This window comes from Streptomyces sp. BK208 (assembly GCF_004364245.1).
Lineage (GTDB): Bacteria > Actinomycetota > Actinomycetes > Streptomycetales > Streptomycetaceae > Streptomyces.
Genome location: NZ_SOAV01000001.1, coordinates 641,799 through 659,926, shown reverse-complemented (window position 1 = coordinate 659,926; position 18,128 = coordinate 641,799). Strand labels below are relative to the sequence as shown.

The following is an 18,128-nucleotide window of genomic DNA, read 5'->3' as shown; positions in this document are numbered from 1 at the left end:
TCATGGCGAGTCCCATCCTCACCACCGGCACGCCGGGCACCGGCAAGCGCGGCGGCGCCCGGCGCGTGCGGCGCCAACTGCCCGCCAGCCCCTGGCTGTTCGCCGCCCCCGGCCTCCTGGTCACCGGCGCCTTCATCCTGTATCCGTTCGTCTCCACCCTCGTCAACTCCTTCACCGACCGCCGCACGCTGGTCCCGGGCGAGTTCGTGGGCCTCGACAACTTCAGCGAGCTGCTCCACGACGACATGTTCTGGATCGGCCTGCGCAACAGCTCCCTCTACGTCCTCGGGGTCGTCCCCGCGCTCGTCCTGCTGCCGCTGCTGCTCGCGCTGCTGGTGCAGAAGAACATCCCCGGCATCACCTTCTTCCGGTCGGCCTTCTACACCCCGGTCGTCGCCTCGATCGTCGTGGTCGGACTGATCTGGGTCTGGCTCCTCGACGAGCGCGGCCTGGTCAACTCCCTGCTGGAGACGCTCGGCGCGAGTCCGGTCGGCTTTCTCAGCGACCAGTGGCTGATCCTGCTCAGCGCGATGGCCGTCACGGTCTGGAAGGGCCTCGGCTACTACATGATCATCTACTTGGCGGCGCTCGCCAACGTGCCCCGCGAGCTGCACGAGGCCGCCGCAGTGGACGGAGCGGGCGCGGTCCGCCGCTTCCTCACCGTCACGGTGCCCGCGGTCCGCTCCACCATGGTCCTGGTCGCGGCCCTCTCCTCGGTCGCCGCCTTCAAGGTCTTCTCCGAGGTCTACCTGATGGCGGGCCCCAGCGGCGGCCCGGCCGGCGAGGACACCACCCTCGTCATGCTGGTCCAGCGCACCGGCACCGGCCTGACCGGCCGGGTCGGCTACGCCTCCGCCCTCTCCGTCGTCGTGTTCGCCGTCACCGTCGTCCTGATGCTGCTGGTCCTGCGTGCCGACCGGAAGGAGGAGTCGTGAGCCTCGCCGAGAAGACCCGCCCGGCCGGCGGGCTCCGGGACGCTCCCCGGACCCGGGAACGCGAACCCCGGATCACCGACGAGCACGGGCGCCGCGTACGCGTCTGGGAACTGGCCCTGCGCTACCTTCTCCTGCTCGGCGTCCTCGCCCTGACCATCGGCCCGTTCCTGTGGCAGCTGTCGACCTCGCTCAAGGGCCCCACCGAGGACATCTTCAGCTCCCCGCCCAGGTTCCTGCCCGGCGATCCCACCCTGCACAACTACGAGCGGGTCGCCGACACCATCCCGGTCTGGGACTACGCCCTGAACTCGCTGAAGGTCGCCGCCGCCAACGTCGTCACCAACTGCGTCGGCGCCGCCCTCGCCGGATACGCCCTGGCCCGGCTGCGCTACCGCGGCCGGCGCGTCGCCGCGCTGGTGTTCGTCCTGGCCATGCTCGTGCCGGTGGAGGGCATCGTCATCGCCCAGTTCACCACCATGCGGGAGCTGGGTCTCAACAACACCCTCGTCGGCGTGGTGCTGCCCGGCTGCGTCAGCGCCCTGAACGTGCTGCTGATGCGCAACGCCTTCCTCAACCTCCCCTACGAGATCGAGGAGGCCGCCTTCGTCGACGGCGCCAACGTCTGGCAGCGCTTCTGCCGGATCGCGCTGCCCGCGGTGAAGGGCACCCTCGCCGTCGTCGCGATCTTCGCCTTCATGGGCGCCTGGGACGACTTTCTCTGGCCCCTCATCGTGCTGAGCGACCCCTCCAAATTCACCCTGACCATCGGCCTGAACTACCTGCACGGCACCTTCGCCAACGACGAACGCCTGGTCGCCGCGGGCACGGTCATCGCCGTGGCGCCGCTCATCGTCCTCTTCGCCTGCCTCCAGCGGTACTTCTTCCGCGGCGTGGGCGAGGGCGCCGTCAAGGGCTGACCCCGCCGGCCGAGGTCGCCGGCCGCACCCCGTACCTCCCCCACGCCCCCGTAGCAAGGACACCCGCATGCCCTCTGCCGTGCGCTTCGGCGTCAACTACACACCGAGCGTCGGGTGGTTCCACCACTGGCTCGACTTCGACCTCGACTCGGTGCGCGCCGACCTGGACTCCGTCGCCGCCCTGGACGTGGACCACGTCCGCGTCTTCCCGCTGTGGCCCTACTTCCAGCCCAACCGCTCCCTGATCCGCGAACGCGCGGTGGAGGACCTGGTGGCGCTGGTCGACGCGGCCGGCGAACGCGGCCTCGACGTCAACGTGGACGGTCTCCAGGGCCACCTGAGCAGCTTCGACTTCGTCCCGGCCTGGACCCGTACCTGGCACCGCCGCAACCTGTTCACCGACCCGGACGTGATCGACGGCCAGGCCGCCTACCTGCGCACCCTCGCCGCCGCCCTGGCCGGCCGGGCCAACTTCCTCGGCATGACCCTCGGCAACGAGGTCAACCAGTTCTCCGCGGGCCCCCACCCCGATCCGGACCGCGCCACCAGCGACCAGATCGACGCCTGGCTGGAGCGGATGCTGGCCGCCTGCGAGGAGGGGGCACCCGGCCGCATGCACCTGCACGCCGAGTACGACGCCACCTGGTACCAGGGCGACCAGCCCTTCACCCCCGCCCAGGCCGCCCGGCGGGGCGCGGTCACGGCCGTGCACTCCTGGGTCTTCAACGGCACCGCCCAGCGCCACGGCCGTACCTCCGTGCCCAGCGAGCACCATGCCGCCTACCTGATCGAACTGAGCAAGGCATGGGCCGACGACGCGCACCGCCCGGTCTGGCTCCAGGAGGTCGGAGCCCCCGCGCCCCTCGTCCCCGCCGAGCACGCCGCCGCCTTCACCGAGGCCACCGTCGCCAACGCCCTGGACTGCCCCGGGCTGTGGGGCGTCACCTGGTGGTGCTCCCACGACGTGTCCCGGACCCTGGCCGACTTCCCCGAGCTGGAGTACGGGCTCGGACTCCTCACCAACGACCGCCGCCCCAAGGACACGGCACGGGCCCTGGCGAGCGCGGCACGCGCGGTCCGAACCGGCGCCCGTCCCGCCCCGGCCCCGCGCACCACCGCCCTCGTCGTCCCGGCCGACCCCGCCGCGCGCCCGGCCTGCGCTCCCGGCGGTGCCGTCTTCGACGCCTTCTTCCGGCTGGTCGCCGACGGCGTCCGCCCCACCACCGTCCTCGACACGCGCGCCGCGGACCCCCGGCACCTCGCGGCGCGCGGCATCACCGAGGTCGTCACGCCCGACGCCGTGCTCGCCGTCCCCGTCCCGCACGGTTCGGACCGCGCCCGGCGGGGGAGCTGTACCTGACACCGGCCCCGTCATCGTGATCCACCCCCGGCAACCACCCGCCCCCGACCCCGGAGCACCCGCATGCATGACGACCGCAGCCTGGTCGAAGCCCGCCTCAAGCGCGTCCTCGACGAGCGCGTCCGCCCCGCCGTGTACCCCGAGTCCGTGCCCCTGGACGTCGCGGTCTGGAACGCGCCCGGCGAGCCCGTCCCGGTCGAGGAGGGCCTCGCCGCCCGGCCCGAACCCATCGAGGTCGGCGCCCGCTGGGGCGCACCCTGGGGCACCAGTTGGTTCCGCGTCACCGGCACCGTGCCCGACGCGTGGGCCGGCAGGACCGTCGAGGCGATCCTCGACCTCGGCTTCGACGAGAACATGCCCGGCTTCCAGTGCGAGGGCCTGGTGTACCGCCCCGACGGCACCCCGGTGAAGGGCCTCAACCCGCGCAACCGGTGGGTGCGGATCGGCGCCCCCGTCGAGGGCGGCGAAGAGGTCCGCCTGCACGTCGAGGCCGCCTCCAACCCCGTGATCCTCGACTACCACCCCTTCGTGCCCACACGGCTCGGCGACAGGGACACCGCGGGCGGCGAACCGCAGTACACCCTCGCCCGCATGGACCTCGCCGTCCTCGACGAGACGGTGTGGAACCTGGTGCTCGACCTGGAGGTGCTCGGCGAGCTGATGGCCGAGCTGCCGGTGGAGTCGCCGCGACGCTGGGAGATCCTGCGCGCCGTCGACAGGGCGCTGGACGCCATCGACCTCCAGGACGTGGGCGGCACGGCCGAGCAGGCGCGTGCCCGCCTCACCGAGGTGCTGTCCGCCCCCGCCGTGCCCTCCGCGCACCGCATCAGCGCCGTCGGCCACGCGCACATCGACTCGGCGTGGCTGTGGCCGCTGCGCGAGACGGTGCGCAAGGTGGCCCGCACCACCTCCAACATGACCGCCCTCCTGGAGGACGAGCCGGACTTCGTCTTCACCATGTCCCAGGCCCAGCAGTGGGCGTGGGTGCGCGACCACCGGCCCGAGGTGTGGGCGCGGGTCAAGAAGGCCGTGGCGGACGGGCGGTTCGTGCCGGCCGGCGGCATGTGGGTGGAGTCGGACACCAACATGCCCGGCTCGGAGGCGATGGCCCGGCAGTTCGTGCACGGAAAGCGGTTCTTCCTCGACGAGTTCGGCGTCGAGAACGACGAGGCGTGGCTGCCCGACACCTTCGGCTTCGCGGCCGGGCTCCCGCAGATCATCAAGGCGGCCGGGGCCAAGTACCTGCTGACGCAGAAGATCTCCTGGTCGCAGACGAACAAGTTCCCGCACCACACCTTCCGCTGGGAGGGCATCGACGGCACCCGGATCTTCACCCACTTCCCGCCCGTCGACACCTACAACTGCTCGATGAAGGGCAGCGAGATCGCCCACGCGGCGAGGAACTTCAAGGACAAGGGCGTCGCCCGGCACTCCCTCGCCCCCACCGGCTGGGGCGACGGCGGCGGCGGCACCACCCGCGAGATGGTCGCCAAGGCGGCCAGGCTGCGCGACCTCGAGGGCTCGGCCACGGTCGAGTGGGAGACCCCGCACGCCTTCTTCGAGAAGGCCGAGGCGGAGAACCCCGAGCCGCCGGTCTGGGTCGGCGAGCTGTACCTCGAACTGCACCGCGCCACCCTCACCAGCCAGGCCAAGACCAAGCAGGGCAACCGGCGCAGCGAACACCTCCTGCGCGAGGCCGAGCTGTGGGCGGCCACAGCCGCCGTGCGCGCCGGGTTCCCCTACCCGTACGACGACCTGGACCGCATCTGGAAGACGGTCCTGCTGCACCAGTTCCACGACATCCTGCCCGGCTCCTCCATCGCCTGGGTGCACCGCGAGGCCCGCGCCACCTACGACCGGGTCGCCGCCGAACTGAACGGCGTCATCGACGCCGCCCAGCGCGCGCTGGCCGGCGAGGGCGACACCCCGCTGGTCTTCAACTCCGCCCCGCACCCGCGGGCCGCGGTCCCGGCGGGCGGCGCCGCGTCCCCCGCCGCCGGGGGCCGCACCGGCCGCACCGTCCGCCCGGCCGGCGGCCACGTCCTCGACAACGGGCTGCTGCGCGTCGAGATCGACGAGCGGGGCCTGGTCGTCTCGGCGTACGACCTCGCCGCCGACCGCGAGACGATCGCGCCGGGAGGGGCGGGCAACCTGCTCCAACTGCACCCCGACTTCCCGAACATGTGGGACGCCTGGGACGTCGACGCGTTCTACCGCCACACGGTCACCGACCTCACCGACGCCGACGAGGTCGTGCCCGGCGACGACGGCGCCTCGGTGCGCGTCGTCCGCTCCTTCGGCTCGTCCCGCGTCACCCAGGTGCTGACGCTGGCGCCGGGGGAGCGGAGGCTGGAGGTGGACACCGAGGTCGACTGGCACGAGACGGAGAAGTTCCTCAAGCTCGCCTTCCCGCTCGACGTGCACGCCGAACGGTACGCGTCCGAAACCCAGTTCGGGCACTTCCACCGGCCCACCCACACCAACACCAGCTGGGAGGCGGCCAAGTTCGAAGCCTGCAACCACCGCTTCGTGCACCTGGAGGAGCCCGGCTGGGGCGTCGCGGTGGTCAACGACTCGACGTACGGCCACGACGTCACCCGCACCGTCCGCACCGACGGCGACCTCGGCACGACCACCACCGTGCGCGTCTCCCTGCTGCGCGCCCCGCGCTTCCCCGACCCCGAGACCGACCAGGGCGTGCACCGGTTCCGGCACGCGCTGGTACCGGGCGCGGGCATCGGGGACGCGGTGCGCGAGGGCTGGCGGATCAACCTGCCCGAGCGGCACCTCACCGGCGGCACCGCGGAGGTCGCGCCGCTCGTCACCGCGGACCGGGACGCGGTCGTCGTCACCGCCGTCAAGCTCGCCGACGACGGCAGCGGGGACGTCGTGGTCCGCTTCCACGAGGCCCACGGCGGCCGGGTCCGGGCCACGCTCACCACCGGGTTCGCGGCCACCGGCGTGCAGGTGTGCGACCTGCTGGAACGCCCGCTCGCGGAGGCGGAGGCCCTGCGGCTGGACGGCGACCGGATCGCGGTGCGGCTGCGTCCGTTCCAGCTGGTGACCCTGCGGCTCAAGCGCGCGTAGCGCCCCGGCGGGCCCGGTCCACCGCGGACGGTGGGCCGGGCCCGCCCCGCTACGACCGCTCCGGCACCCGGGTCAGCCGGGTGGGCGGCAGGTACTCCCGTACACAGGTCCGCTCCCAGCACGCGCCCGTCTCCCGCAGCTCGCGCCAGGTCGTGTACCGGTAGCGGAAGAGCCGGGCGCGCACGAAACGGGGCGGCGCGTCCGGCGGGAACGGGGAGCGGCGCAGCAGCCTCAGCGTGGCGCGGTCGTTCTCCAGCAGCCGTTCCACGAACGTGCCGAACCACGGCCCGGCGTACGAGGGCGACAGCGCGGCGAACCACATCAGCCAGTCGAGGCGCAGATGGTACGGCGCGAACTGACGCGGCCAGCGGCGCGGGTCCCCGGGCTTGCCCTTGAACTCGTACTCCCGCCAGTCCCCGTCCTCGCGGGCCGTCTCGTCGGCGGTGCCCTCGACCACCACCTCGTACCGGACCCGGCTGACCGAACCGAAGGCGCCGTAGGTGTTGACCAGGTGCAGCGAGTCGAAGGAGCGGTTCATCACCTGGCGGCGGGAGATCATGTTGCGCACCGGCCCACGGCTCAGGAACACCAGCAGCGCCGCCGCCGCCAGGACCACCGCCTCGTACCAGAGGGGGGTGGCGGGCACGGACGGCGGATCGGCCGGGAACCGCACCACCGACAGGGCCAGCACGACGGTGATCCAGTTGAGCCAGGCGAAGTTGCCCGAGAGCACCAGCCACAACTGGGTCACGATCATCAGCGCCGCGGCGGCCGTGGACACGGGGTGCGGGGCGAAGAGCAGGAAGGGCACCACCAGCTGCGTGACATGGTTCGCGGCGACCTCCACGCGGTGCAGGGGACGCGGGAGGTGGTGGAAGAACCAGCTCAGCGGGCCCGGCATCGGCTGGGTCTCGTGGTGGTGGTCCAGACAGGTCAGCTTCCGCCAGCACTCGTCGCCCCGCATCTTGATCAGCCCTGCCCCGAACTCCACCCGGAACAGCAGCCACCGCAACAGGAACAGGACCACGACCGGCGGCGCCACCTCGTCGTTGCCGAGGAACACCGCGACGAAGCCCGTCTCCAGCAGCAGCGACTCCCAGCCGAACGCGTACCAGATCTGCCCCACGTTGACGATCGAGAGGTACAGCGCCCACGGCACCAGCCACAGCAGCATCGCGCCCCACAGCGGCAGCAGCGAGTCCGCCCCCGCCGCGAGCGCCGCCGAGACCGCGCAGCCCGCCCACGCGCAGCCGGCGAAGAACCGGTCCGAGTAGCGCCACTGGAACAGGCTCGGTGCCCGCCGGAAGGGAACCCGCGCGACGAAGCGGGGCACCGGCGTCAGCCCGCGCTCGCCCAGCAGCGCCCGGAACTGCAGGGCGGCCGTCAGGAACGCGACCAGGTACATCACGGCCAGGGCCCGCTGGAAGACCAGCCGGGCCGGCCAGTAGTCGGGTGCGTTGAACCACTCCACGGCCGGGCTCCTCTCCTACCCGCCCCGTGTACCCCGGTCGGCCGCCGGACCCCCTCCGGCCTGCCCGGCGGACCAGGAGTCGAAGATTCGGACAAACCCTGGCAAGGTGGGGTGCATGTCTGATCGGGGAGCGAGCGCCCCGTCACTCCCGGAGGACTGGCCCGCCCACCCGGACCCGATCCTGGCGCTCAACCGCATGGGCAGCTTCGACTGGGACCTGGACACCGGACTGTTCCACATGGACGCCCAGGCCCACGAGGTGTTCGACCTGCGCCCGGAGGAGTACGACGGGCGCCCCGAGTCGCTGTCGCTGCGGGTGCCGACGGCGGAGAGCCGCCGTATGGACACCATCGTCGCCCGGGCCATGAAGGACGGCAGCGAGAACTACGGCACCTACTTCCGGCTGCGCCGCCGCGACGGCACCCTGCGCTGGACCCACACCCAGGGCTACATCCGGCGCGACGCGACCGGCCGCCCGCACCGGATCATCGGCATCGTGCGCGACGCCACCCAGGAGATCGCGGACATCGCGGCCGACCGCGAGCAGGCCGAGCTGGACGAGGCCCGCCGCCGGCTCACCAACGTCGTCCAGCTGGCCACGGCCGCCCTCGCGCACGCCCGCACCGTCGACGACGTCATCGACGTGCTGCGCGACACCCACGGCCTCACCCGGCTGGGCGCCACCAGCCTGGTGATGGGCCTGGTCGAGGCGGGCCGCATCCGGCTGGTCGCCGACGGCCCCGAGAACGACTTCGTCCCCGGCACCCGCGTCACCCGGATCGACGAGCCCTACCCGATGAGCGAGGCCGTACGGACCCTCAGCCCCCGCTTCATCGAGTCGCCGGAGGAGTTCGCCCGGCGCTACCCCGCGCTGTGGAAGGACATCACCCACCTCGGCATCACCGCGGCCGCCTATCTGCCGCTGATCGCCCAGGCCCGGCCGATCGGCGCCATCGGACTGCTCTACAGCGACCGGCGCGGCTTCTCCCCGGAGGACCGCAACGTCCTGGTGGCGCTCGGCAGCGGCATCGCCCAGAGCCTGCAGCGCGCCATGCTCTACGAGCAGGAGATGGACCTCGCCGAGGGCCTCCAGCAGGCCATGCTGCCGCGCACCATCCCCAGCGTCCCCGGCTGCGACGTCGCCGTCCGCTACCGCGCGGCCTCCATCGGCGGCACCCTCGGCCGCGACATCGGGGGCGACTGGTACGACCTGATCCCGCTGCCCGGCGGACGTGTCGGCGCCGTCATCGGCGACGTCCAGGGCCACGACACGCACGCCGCCGCCGTCATGGGCCAGCTGCGTATCGTGCTGCGCGCCTACGCGGCCGAGGGCCACCCGCCGGCCACGGTGATGGCGCGGGCCTCCGTCTTCCTGCACGAGCTGGACACCGACCGCTTCGCGACCTGCCTGTACGCCGAGGCCGACCTGGGCACCGGAGTGGTCCAGGTGGTCCGCGCCGGGCACATCGACCCGCTGCTGCGCTTCGGCGACGGCACCTGCCGCCTGGTGCGCGTGGAGGGCGGGCTGCCGCTCGGCCTGTCCGCGGAGTTCGGGCGCCTCGCCTATCCGGTGGCCACCCTGGAGCTGGACCCGGGCAGCACCCTGCTGCTGTGCACCGACGGCCTGGTCGAGCAGCCCGGCGCCGACCTCGACGAGGGCATGGACGTCCTCACGGCGCTGATCAGCTCCGGGCCGCAGGACGTGCGGGACCTGGCCGACCGGCTCATCGACGTGGCCGACGAGCGCCGCGGCGACGACGACGTCGCGCTGCTCGTCCTGCGCCGGCACGGCCTGGGCACCCCGAGGACCTTCGGCCGGGTCCAGCAGCACGTCTCCCCGGGCGACCCCGAGGGCCTCACCGAGGCCCGGCACATGATCCGTGCCGCGGTGCGGTCCTGGGGGGCGAAGGGCCAGAGCGACGAGATCGAACTGGTCGCCGACGAGCTGACGACCAACGCGCTCATGCACACCGAGGGCACCGCGATCGTCACGCTGCGACTGCTCACCGGCACCGACCGGCGGCTGCGGGTCGAGGTGGAGGACTCCTCCAGCGCCCTGCCGCGCCGCCGGGAGGCCGGCGACGACGGGGTCTCCGGACGGGGGCTGCTCCTGGTCGACTCGCTCGCCGACGAGTGGGGCGTGGAGGCGCGCGGCGGCGGCAAGGTCGTGTGGGCGGAGTTCGTGGTGGCGCACGGCTCGGGCTGACCCCGGCTGCCCGGCGCCGGTGCCGGGCTCACTGGCACTGTCGGTGGCGGGTGGCACTCTGGACGTATGCCAGAACTGCCCGAGGTCGAGGCGCTCCGCGACTTCCTGACCGAGAATCTCACCGGCCGCGAGATCGTCCGGGTGCTGCCCGTGGCGATCAGCGTCCTGAAGACGTACGACCCGCCGCTCACCGCGCTGGAGGGCCACCGGGTGGCGGGTGTGCACCGCTACGGCAAGTTCCTCGACGTGGAGACCGAGGGCGGCCCGCACCTGGTGACCCATCTGGCCCGGGCCGGCTGGCTGCACTGGAGGGACGGCCTGCCCAGCGGCATGCCCAGGCCGGGCAAGGGACCGCTCGCCCTGCGGGTCGCCCTGGAGACCGGCGCCGGCTTCGACCTCACGGAGGCGGGCACGCAGAAGCGGCTCGCGGTGTACGTCGTGAGCGACCCGCGGCAGGTGCCGGGCGTGGCCCGGCTCGGACCGGACCCGCTCGCCGACGACTTCGACGAGGCGCGCCTCGCCGCGCTCCTGGAGGGCGAGCGGCGCCGCCTCAAGGGCGCCCTGCGCGACCAGAGCCTGATCGCGGGGGTGGGCAACGCGTACAGCGACGAGATCCTGCACGCCGCGAAGATGTCCCCGTTCAAGCTGGCCGATTCCCTCACCGACGAGGAGACCGCGCGGCTGTACGCGGCCCTGCGCGGCACGCTCACCGAGGCCGTGGAGCGTTCGCGGGGCGTGGCCGCCGGACGTCTGAAGGCCGAGAAGAAGAGCGGGCTGCGGGTCCACGGCCGCACCGGCGAGCCCTGCCCGGTGTGCGGCGACACCGTCCGCGAGGTCTCCTTCAGCGACTCCTCGCTCCAGTACTGCCCGACCTGCCAGACCGGCGGCAAGCCGCTGGCGGACCGCAGGATGTCCCGGCTGCTGAAGTGAGGGCACCGGACGGAGCGGGGCGGGGCGGCGACCGCCGCCGGGCCGGTCAGCCGGCCGGCAGTGTCACCAGGTGCTCACCGTCGGCCGTCCGCACCTCGTAGCGCTCGATCTGGCCGGGATGCAGCGCTGCCCCGCCCCGCACGGTGTGCGGCCGGGCGGCCTCCTGCCCGGGGACCATCCAGCTGGTGACCGTCTGCTCGGACCCGTCGTGGCCGACCGCGACCAGCCGGCACGAGCGCGGCCCCGCCCGGTCCTCGACCTCGAGCCGGACGTCCGTGCCCCAGGCCGCGTCCCGGGCCGTGATCCGCGCCCACACCCCCGACCGGGCGTCGGTCGCGGAGAGCGGCGCCACCGGCTCGTCGCCCCGGCTCGCGTACAGCACGGCGCCGGGCGCCGCCACGGCGCACACGACGGCGGCGGCCACGGCGAACAGCACCCGCCTGCGGCCGGCCCGCCCGCGCGCCACCACCTCGGACAACAGCCGGTCGAGAAGTCGCGGTCCCGGCCCGGCCAGGGGGTGGACGAAACGGGGCGTCGCCTGCCGGTACAGCATCAACTGGCGGGTGGCGGGGCCGAATTCGGTCACCTGGGCCACGCACCGGGGGCAGTCCATGAGGTGGTCCTCGAAGCGGAACGCTTCCGCCTCGTCCAGCACGCCGAGCGCGTACGCGCCGACGTCACCATGCCTTTCCAGGGACCTCATGCCGAATCCTCGTACCGTTGGGTGCGGGTGGGGTTACTCCTTGCTCCCACCCGTACGCACCCGACAGCCGAATCACTCAAGCCGCGACCGAATCGCAACCCGGCGGCGGGCGGGCCTCAGAAAAGGTGGATGGCGAGGTGCCCGAGGGGCAGTCCCAGCTGCCAGGCGGGCGTCCACACCTTCGGTCCCTCGTCCTCTCCGGCCACCGCCGCCCCGCCCGGAACCGCGTTGAGGTCGGGGGCGAGCAGTTCCGTCTCCTGCAGCCAGCGCCAGGCCGCCCGGGCCAGCTCCAGGTCCGGCGAGTGGCGTCCGGCGGCGAGCGCGTCGGCCGTGACCTCGGCGAGCCGTCCGTGCACCCACTCGTGCCACGGCTGGTCGTAGGCCGTCAGGGACAGCCAGGTCTCCAGGTGGGTGACGACCCGGATGCCGCCCAGCTCGTCGTCGGTGTCGGACAGGAAGACGGTGAGCGCCAGCGCGTCACGTCCGGCGCGGAACTCGAAGGACGTCGGCGGCATCAGGTCGCCGGTCCGCAGCAGCTCGTCGGCGATGTACTCGGCGTACAACCACGCCATGGGAACGCTCAGTTCGCCCCCGCCGGTACCGTCCGTGCTCTCTTGACCTCTGTGCAGCATCCCTTCCTGCCTTCCTCCGGTGCGTGCGCGTCGCCCGACCCGGGTCGTGGACCCCCGTCCGGAACACGGATGAGGACAGCCGACTGCCCAACCGGGGTCCCGGGCAAGGCGCTTTGCAGAGGCTTGACCAAAGGGTCGGTTTCACCGCAGGTCGGCGGCGTATCCCGGTAGCACTCTGCGCATGGCACGCAGCGCGTAGTACGCACGGGACTTCACGGTACCGGGTGGGATGCCGAGGGCCGCCGCGGCTTCCGCCACACTCGCCCCCTGGAGGTACACCAGCACCAGGACGTCACGGTGCTCCGGAGTGAGTGTCTTCACAGCCTCGCGCACATCGAGGGCGGCGGCCGCCCGTTCGGCGTGGTCCCCGCAGACGCGCGCGTTCTCCAGCACGGCGTCGCCGACCTCCGGCGGGCGCGCCAGCCGGGCCCGGCGCGCGTCGATCGCGAGCCGCCGGGCCACGGTCAGGAGCCACGGCCGTACGGAGTCGAAGTCGTCGGCGCGCAGCGCCTCGGGGTGCTGCCAGGCGCGGACCAGGGTCTCCTGCACCAGGTCCTCGGCACGTTGCCGGTCGCCGTCGCTGAGCCGCAGCAGCAGCGCGAAGAGCGGCCGGCCGTGCTCGCGTTGCAGTGCGGCGAGCTCGTGCTCGGCGGTCGTCCCGTTCGCTGTGTCCGTGAGGGTGATTCCGGCCGTCATGGCCGTATGGCACCGCAGGGGGCCGTCCGGGGACAGGGCGCGCGCACGGGTGTGCGGCGGACGGTCGATCGCGTCGACGAACGGTTCGACGAACGGTCGTGCGTGCCCGGCCGGCGGTCCGGGCGCCCCGTTCACGTACGCCGGACGGCCTAATGGGCGTGTCGGAGCCGCCCGTGACGAGCCGCGACTCTTTATCTATTTGTCAGTAAATGTGACTTTCATCGGTGTGTGCGACCCAGCGGAGTGAATCGATGATCACACGCAGTCGGCAGGTGGCCCTGGCCCTGACCGCCCTCCTCACCGCGGGCGCGGCCTGCCAGGCCCGCGACCACGAGCCGCCGAGACCCCCGGCCCCGGCCCCGCCCGCCGCTGTCGAAGGCGCCTTCACCCTGGTCGCCTCCGGGGACGTGCTCCCGCACGACTCGGTCATCGAGCGGGCCCGCTTCGACGCCGGCGGCGCCGGCTACGACTTCCGCCCCATGCTCGCCGGCGCCCGGCCCGTCGTCTCGCGCGCCGACCTCGCCCTGTGCCACATGGAGACCGTCTACGGCGCGAACGGCGACTACAGCGGCTACCCCTTCTTCAAGTCACCGCCCGAGGTGGCCCGGGCGCTGGCCGCCACCGGCTACGACGGCTGCTCCACGGCCTCCAACCACAGCGTCGACGACGGCGCCGACGGCATCCGCCGCACCCTGGACGCCCTGGACCGCGCCGGCGTACGGCACGCCGGTACGGCGCGCACCGAGGCCGAGGCGGACACCGCGACGATGCTGCGCGCGGGCCGTGCCCAGGTGGCCCACCTCGCCTACACCCTCCACACCAACGGCCACCCCCTTCCCGACGGGCAGCCCTGGGCGGTCGACCTGCTCGACGAGGCACGCGTCGTCGAGGACGCGCGGGCCGCGCGGGAGGCCGGCGCCGACGTCGTCGTCGTGTCCCTGCACTGGGGCACCGAGTGGCAGGACGCGCCCGACCGGGAGCAGGTGGACCTGACCCGCGGCCTGACCGCGGCACGCACCGGCGACCGTCCCGACATCGACCTGATCCTCGGCACCCACGCCCACGTCCCGCAGGCCTACGAGAAGGTCAACGGCACCTGGGTGGTCTACGGCATGGGCGACCAGATCGCGGGCGAGATGGTGAACGGCGAGGGCGCCCGCGACCCGCGCGGCAACCAGTCGACCATCGGCCGCTTCACCTTCGCCCCGCCCGACCGGGCCGGCGAACGCTGGAAGGTGACCAGGGCCGAGTTCGTCCCGCAGCTGTTCGACGTCGACGCCGGCCGGGTGGTGAACCTGAACCGCGCGCTGGAGAAGGGCGCCGAGCTGCGGGGCGTCCGCGACCGCGTCCGCGACGTGGTACTCAGCCGGGGCGCCGCCGAGGACGGCCTGGTGATGGGGGAGTAGCCGGGGCGCGGCCCCCGGGCGTCGGGGGTCCTCCGCCCGTCGCCTTATCGACCGGCCAGCTCGGACCTGCGGTACGAGTAGGCGAAGTAGACCACCAGGCCGACCACGAACCACACGGCGAACCGCACCCAGGTCTGCCACTGCAGGAAGGTGATCAGCCAGACGGAGAAGACGATGCCCAGCGCCGGCACGAACGGCATCCACGGCGTGCGGAAGGTGCGCGGCAGGTCCGGCTGCCGGTAGCGCAGCACGATCACCGCGGCGCACACCACCACGAACGCCAGCAGGATGCCGATGTTGGTCAGCTCCGCCGCCTCACCGATGGGCAGGAACCCGGCGATGGCGGCCGAAGCGAACCCGACGATCCAGGTGACCCGGGTCGGCACGTGCCGCGTCGGATGGGTCTTGGCGAACCACTTGGGCAGCAGCCCGTCGCGCGACATGGAGAACCACACGCGGGTGACACCGAGCATGAACGTGAACATCACCGTGAGGATGCCGATGATGGCGCCCACCGCGATGACGTCGGCCAGCGAGCTCAGCCCCACCGACTTGAACGCCGTCGAGAAGCCGCTCTCCGGGTCGATGTCCTTGTAGTTCTGCATGCCGGTCAGCACCAGACAGGCCGCCACGTAGAGCACCATCGAGATGATCAGCGAGTAGATGATCGCTTTCGGCATGTGCCGCTGGGCGTCCTTGGACTCCTCGGCCGCCGTCGACATGGCGTCGTAGCCGAACACCGCGAAGAACACCGTGGCCGCGCCGGTGAACGCACCGCCCACCCCGAAGGGGAAGAACGGGTGGTAGTTCGAGGTGTTGATGTGGAAGACGCCGACCCCGATCACCAGCAGCACCACGAGCACCTTCAGGACGACCACGACCATCTCGAAGCGGGCCGCGTTCCTGATCCCCAGCGTCAGCAGATACGCGATCAGCAGGCACAGCACGGCCGCGAACAGGTCGACCTTGTGCCCGTCGCCGGTACCGGGCGCCCCCAGCATCCAGTTCGGCAGGTCGGCACCCATCTCGCCGACCAGGAAGCTGAAGTAGCCCGAGATGCCGATCGCGACCACCGCCACGATCGCCGTGTACTCCAGGAGCAGGTCCCAGCCGATGAACCACCCCACCAGCTCGCCGAGGACCGCGTAACCGTAGGTGTAGGCGGAGCCCGCCTTCGGGATCAGCCCGGCGAACTCGGCGTACGACAGGGCGGCCGCCGCGCTCGCGACGCCGGCGATGAGGAAGGAGATGAGGACCGCGGGACCCGCCGTGCCGTTGGCGACCGTGCCGGCCAGCGTGAAGATGCCGGCTCCGATGATGCCGCCGACGCCGATCGCGGTCAGCTGCCACAGCCCCAGCGAGCGCACCAGGCCCCCGCCGCTCTCCGTCTCGTCGATGCGCTCAATGGGTTTGCGGCGGAGAACACCCTCACCCATGCGGAACCCGGCCATGCGCCCCACCTCTTTGTGATCGGCAAACGGCTGACGGTGGATCATGATGACGCACACACGTCCACGACGGAAGCACGACGCACGCACGGGCCCGGCCGGTGCTACGGCACCACCGTCACCGGCCAGCGCCCCGCCTTCACCAGCCGCACCGCGACCGAGCCGACGAACCGGTGACCGGCCTGCTCGGAGGCGCCCACCACCACCGCGTCCGCCTTCAACTGGTCGGCCGTCTGCACCAGACCGCTGTACGGGTCGCCGCGGAACGTGTGGAACTCCCAGCGGACGTCGAATATCCCCTTCACCCGCTCGGTCGCCTCCCGGATCTGCGCCACCAGCTCCTCGGCGATCTCGTCGGTCGTCTCGGCCACCGACGCCCCGAGTGCCGCGCCGCCCACCAGCACCGGCTGCACGTACACCACGGCCAGCAGGGCGCCCTGCCTCCTGGCCAGCCCTCCGGCGTAGGCCGCGGCCCGCAGCGAGGAGTCGGAGCCGTCCACACCGGCGACGATGACCTTCGGGCCGTCCGTGCCGCGTTCGAACTGATGGGAGTGCTGTTCCGTCACGCGGCGAGGCTATCGGAGCCTTCGTGATCTTGAGCCGGGCGGGTGGTTCCGTGCCGCCGCACCGGTGTTTCTCAGGAGCGGCGCACCGCGGGCGGGCGACTGATGAGTCATGAAGAAGGATCAGTTGGTCACCCGCCGCACCCTGCTCACCGGCATCGCGGCCCTGGGCGCGGCCGGCGCCGGCGGCGCACTCGTCCTGGGACCGGGCGACGGAGCGGTCAGCCCGCCCGCCCCCCTCCCCGCACCGGGGCCCCCGCAGCGCAGCCCGCTCAAGCCCTCCGCCTACCGCCTCCAGCCGCTGACCGGATACGGCGCACCCCGAGCCACGCCCCGGCGGCCCCCGGTGCGCAGCGAGCCGATCCTGCGCATGACCGGCCGGGGCCGCACCCTGCTGCTCACCTTCGACGACGGCCCCCACCCCGAGTACACCCCCGAGATCCTGGACACCCTCGCGAAGTACAAGGTGCACGCCACGTTCTTCGTGTGCGGGGAGATGGCGGACTACAACCGGGACCTGCTGACCCGGATGGCCGACGAGGGGCACACGGTCGGCAACCACACCTGGTCCCACCCGCTGCTGACCAAGCTCTCCCGGCGCCGCATCCGCTCCGAGATGGAGCGCACCAGCGAGGTCGTCGAGCAGGCCTACGGCGAGGCGCCCCGCTGGTTCCGGGCCCCCTACGGCGCCTGGAACCGCGCAGCCTTCCAACTGGGCGCGGAACTCGGCATGGAGCCGCTCGCCTGGAGCGTCGACACCCTGGACTGGACGACTCCCGGGACCGGCACCATCGTCGACCGGGTCGAGGAAGGCGCCGCCCCCGGCGTCGTGGTGCTCTCGCACGACGCCGGGGGCAACCGTTCGCAGAGTGTCCGCGCCCTGCGGCGCTATCTGCCCGAACTGCTCGACTCCGGCTACCACCTCACCGTCCCCCGGCGGCGACTGATCTGACCGCCGCGGCGCCCGCCGGGCCGGGGCACGCTCAGCGGACCCCGACCAGGCGGGCGAAGGCGACGACGTTCCCGTCGTAGCCGTTCTGCTTGGTGAAACCGCCGCCACAGGTGATGACCCGCAGCTCGGGGCTGCCCTTGGAGCCGTAGACCCGGTCGCCGGGGAAGTTGTTCTTCTCGAACACCTCGATGCCGTAGATCTCGAAGACCGCCGTCCTGCCGTCCTGGCGGTGCACGTCCACCTTGTTGCCCTTCTTCAGGGCGCCGAGCCCGTAGAAGACGGCGGGCCCCTGCTCGTTGTCGACGTGACCGACCACGACCGCTGTGCCCTTTTCCCCCGGCGCGACCGCGCCCGTGAACCAGCCGGCCAGGTTCGGGTCCTCGGGCGGCGGCGCGTCCACCCATCCGTCCGCGTCGAGACCGACCCCCATGACCGGCGCGTCCACCTGGATGGCGGGAACGGAGACCCGGTCGGGCACCGAGTACGGCAGGGGCGTCACACCGGGGGCGGCGGCGTCGCCGCCGGCCGCGCGGGTGTCCGGGGCTGCGGCGGCCGAGGCCGGCTGCGGCGGGCCCACGTCGAACTCCCCCGAGCCGTTGCGGATGAGCGCGAGACCGGTCAGCAGAACAAGCGCTATCACGCTCCAGGGAGCGCGCTTCCTCCGCCGCTCCTCCTCTTCGGCCAACTCGGAGTCGTACATTCGCCATCCCCTCTCGACCCGGCCGTCGCCGGGTCATCCGCGCATACGAGCACGCTAAGCGCCGCGCCGGGGACCGGCGACGGGGCGGCGGCGAACGGGTGGTGCGGGCGTCCTCACGTGCG

15 protein-coding genes are annotated in these 18,128 nt (G+C 72.6%); 8 read left to right on the top strand and 7 right to left on the bottom strand.

The features are described 5' to 3' along the window. Positions 1–2: 2 nt before the first annotated feature. The 4 genes from EV562_RS03135 to EV562_RS03120 all read left to right on the top strand — a co-directional run bounded on the left by EV562_RS03135 (position 3) and on the right by EV562_RS03120 (position 6,299). Complete coding sequence (locus EV562_RS03135; RefSeq protein WP_133885070.1) at positions 3–935, top strand: sugar ABC transporter permease; 933 nt, start codon at positions 3–5, stop codon at positions 933–935. Then, the gene (locus EV562_RS03130; protein ID WP_133885069.1) at positions 932–1,852 is read left to right on the top strand and encodes a carbohydrate ABC transporter permease; all 921 of its coding nucleotides are present in this window, start codon (positions 932–934) and stop codon (positions 1,850–1,852) included. Before EV562_RS03135 ends, EV562_RS03130 begins: the two co-directional genes overlap by 4 nt. A gap of 67 nt (positions 1,853–1,919) precedes the next feature. Continuing rightward, positions 1,920–3,212 carry a glycosyl hydrolase gene (locus EV562_RS03125; protein ID WP_133885068.1) on the top strand — a complete coding sequence of 431 codons (1,293 nt, stop codon included), beginning with the start codon at positions 1,920–1,922 and terminating at the stop codon, positions 3,210–3,212. 63 nt (positions 3,213–3,275) lie between these two features. Next, positions 3,276–6,299, top strand: coding sequence for a glycoside hydrolase family 38 C-terminal domain-containing protein (locus EV562_RS03120; protein WP_133885067.1), 3,024 nt, complete (start codon positions 3,276–3,278; stop codon positions 6,297–6,299). A 49-nt stretch (positions 6,300–6,348) separates the two neighbouring features. On the opposite strand, the gene EV562_RS03115 is transcribed toward EV562_RS03120, so the two are convergent. Continuing rightward, positions 6,349–7,770, bottom strand: coding sequence for a lipase maturation factor family protein (locus EV562_RS03115; RefSeq protein WP_133885066.1), 1,422 nt, complete (start codon positions 7,768–7,770; stop codon positions 6,349–6,351). A gap of 115 nt (positions 7,771–7,885) precedes the next feature. On the opposite strand from EV562_RS03115, the gene EV562_RS03110 reads away from it, so the two are divergent. Together EV562_RS03110 and EV562_RS03105 are read left to right on the top strand one after the other, a co-directional pair. Further along, positions 7,886–9,976 carry a SpoIIE family protein phosphatase gene (locus EV562_RS03110; RefSeq protein WP_133885065.1) on the top strand — a complete coding sequence of 697 codons (2,091 nt, stop codon included), beginning with the start codon at positions 7,886–7,888 and terminating at the stop codon, positions 9,974–9,976. A 66-nt stretch (positions 9,977–10,042) separates the two neighbouring features. Then, a complete protein-coding gene (locus EV562_RS03105; protein WP_133885064.1) occupies positions 10,043–10,906 on the top strand; it encodes a DNA-formamidopyrimidine glycosylase family protein in 864 nt (287 codons plus the stop codon). Between the two features lie 46 nt (positions 10,907–10,952). On the opposite strand, the gene EV562_RS03100 is transcribed toward EV562_RS03105, so the two are convergent. The 3 genes from EV562_RS03100 to EV562_RS03090 all read right to left on the bottom strand — a co-directional run bounded on the left by EV562_RS03100 (position 10,953) and on the right by EV562_RS03090 (position 12,937). Next, complete coding sequence (locus tag EV562_RS03100; RefSeq protein WP_133885063.1) at positions 10,953–11,609, bottom strand: zf-HC2 domain-containing protein; 657 nt, start codon at positions 11,607–11,609, stop codon at positions 10,953–10,955. Positions 11,610–11,725: 116 nt separating this feature from the next. Further along, positions 11,726–12,241 (bottom strand): hypothetical protein, encoded by a 516-nt coding sequence (locus EV562_RS03095; RefSeq protein WP_133885062.1) that lies wholly within the window; start codon positions 12,239–12,241, stop codon positions 11,726–11,728. A gap of 141 nt (positions 12,242–12,382) precedes the next feature. After that, positions 12,383–12,937 carry a sigma-70 family RNA polymerase sigma factor gene (locus EV562_RS03090; protein WP_133885061.1) on the bottom strand — a complete coding sequence of 185 codons (555 nt, stop codon included), beginning with the start codon at positions 12,935–12,937 and terminating at the stop codon, positions 12,383–12,385. Between the two features lie 251 nt (positions 12,938–13,188). Between EV562_RS03090 and EV562_RS03085 the strand changes: the two genes are divergently transcribed. After that, a complete protein-coding gene (locus EV562_RS03085) occupies positions 13,189–14,343 on the top strand; it encodes a CapA family protein (RefSeq protein WP_133885060.1) in 1,155 nt (384 codons plus the stop codon). A 44-nt stretch (positions 14,344–14,387) separates the two neighbouring features. Here EV562_RS03085 and EV562_RS03080 read toward each other — a convergent pair whose 3' ends face one another. Both EV562_RS03080 and EV562_RS03075 read right to left on the bottom strand, forming a co-directional pair. Beyond that, positions 14,388–15,794, bottom strand: coding sequence for an amino acid permease (locus EV562_RS03080; RefSeq protein WP_133885059.1), 1,407 nt, complete (start codon positions 15,792–15,794; stop codon positions 14,388–14,390). 101 nt (positions 15,795–15,895) lie between these two features. Continuing rightward, positions 15,896–16,357, bottom strand: coding sequence for a universal stress protein (locus tag EV562_RS03075; protein ID WP_133885058.1), 462 nt, complete (start codon positions 16,355–16,357; stop codon positions 15,896–15,898). A gap of 109 nt (positions 16,358–16,466) precedes the next feature. Here EV562_RS03075 and EV562_RS03070 point away from each other — a divergent pair, with 109 nt between their 5' ends. After that, positions 16,467–17,306: a polysaccharide deacetylase family protein gene (locus EV562_RS03070; RefSeq protein WP_133885057.1), complete on the top strand. Its 840-nt coding sequence runs from the start codon at positions 16,467–16,469 to the stop codon at positions 17,304–17,306. 31 nt (positions 17,307–17,337) lie between these two features. On the opposite strand, the gene EV562_RS03065 is transcribed toward EV562_RS03070, so the two are convergent. Beyond that, positions 17,338–18,006, bottom strand: coding sequence for a class F sortase (locus tag EV562_RS03065; RefSeq protein WP_133885056.1), 669 nt, complete (start codon positions 18,004–18,006; stop codon positions 17,338–17,340). Positions 18,007–18,128 lie beyond the last annotated feature (122 nt).

Coding starts and splice junctions, on each gene's coding strand:
- EV562_RS03080 (WP_133885059.1), bottom strand. CDS start 15,794: ATGGCCGGGTTCCGCATGGGTGAGGGTGTTCTCCGCCGCAAACCCATT.
- EV562_RS03105 (WP_133885064.1), top strand. CDS start 10,043: ATGCCAGAACTGCCCGAGGTCGAGGCGCTCCGCGACTTCCTGACCGAG.
- EV562_RS03125 (WP_133885068.1), top strand. CDS start 1,920: ATGCCCTCTGCCGTGCGCTTCGGCGTCAACTACACACCGAGCGTCGGG.
- EV562_RS03090 (WP_133885061.1), bottom strand. CDS start 12,937: ATGACGGCCGGAATCACCCTCACGGACACAGCGAACGGGACGACCGCC.
- EV562_RS03095 (WP_133885062.1), bottom strand. CDS start 12,241: ATGCTGCACAGAGGTCAAGAGAGCACGGACGGTACCGGCGGGGGCGAA.
- EV562_RS03065 (WP_133885056.1), bottom strand. CDS start 18,006: ATGTACGACTCCGAGTTGGCCGAAGAGGAGGAGCGGCGGAGGAAGCGC.
- EV562_RS03070 (WP_133885057.1), top strand. CDS start 16,467: ATGAAGAAGGATCAGTTGGTCACCCGCCGCACCCTGCTCACCGGCATC.
- EV562_RS03085 (WP_133885060.1), top strand. CDS start 13,189: ATGATCACACGCAGTCGGCAGGTGGCCCTGGCCCTGACCGCCCTCCTC.
- EV562_RS03100 (WP_133885063.1), bottom strand. CDS start 11,609: ATGAGGTCCCTGGAAAGGCATGGTGACGTCGGCGCGTACGCGCTCGGC.
- EV562_RS03110 (WP_133885065.1), top strand. CDS start 7,886: ATGTCTGATCGGGGAGCGAGCGCCCCGTCACTCCCGGAGGACTGGCCC.
- EV562_RS03120 (WP_133885067.1), top strand. CDS start 3,276: ATGCATGACGACCGCAGCCTGGTCGAAGCCCGCCTCAAGCGCGTCCTC.
- EV562_RS03135 (WP_133885070.1), top strand. CDS start 3: ATGGCGAGTCCCATCCTCACCACCGGCACGCCGGGCACCGGCAAGCGC.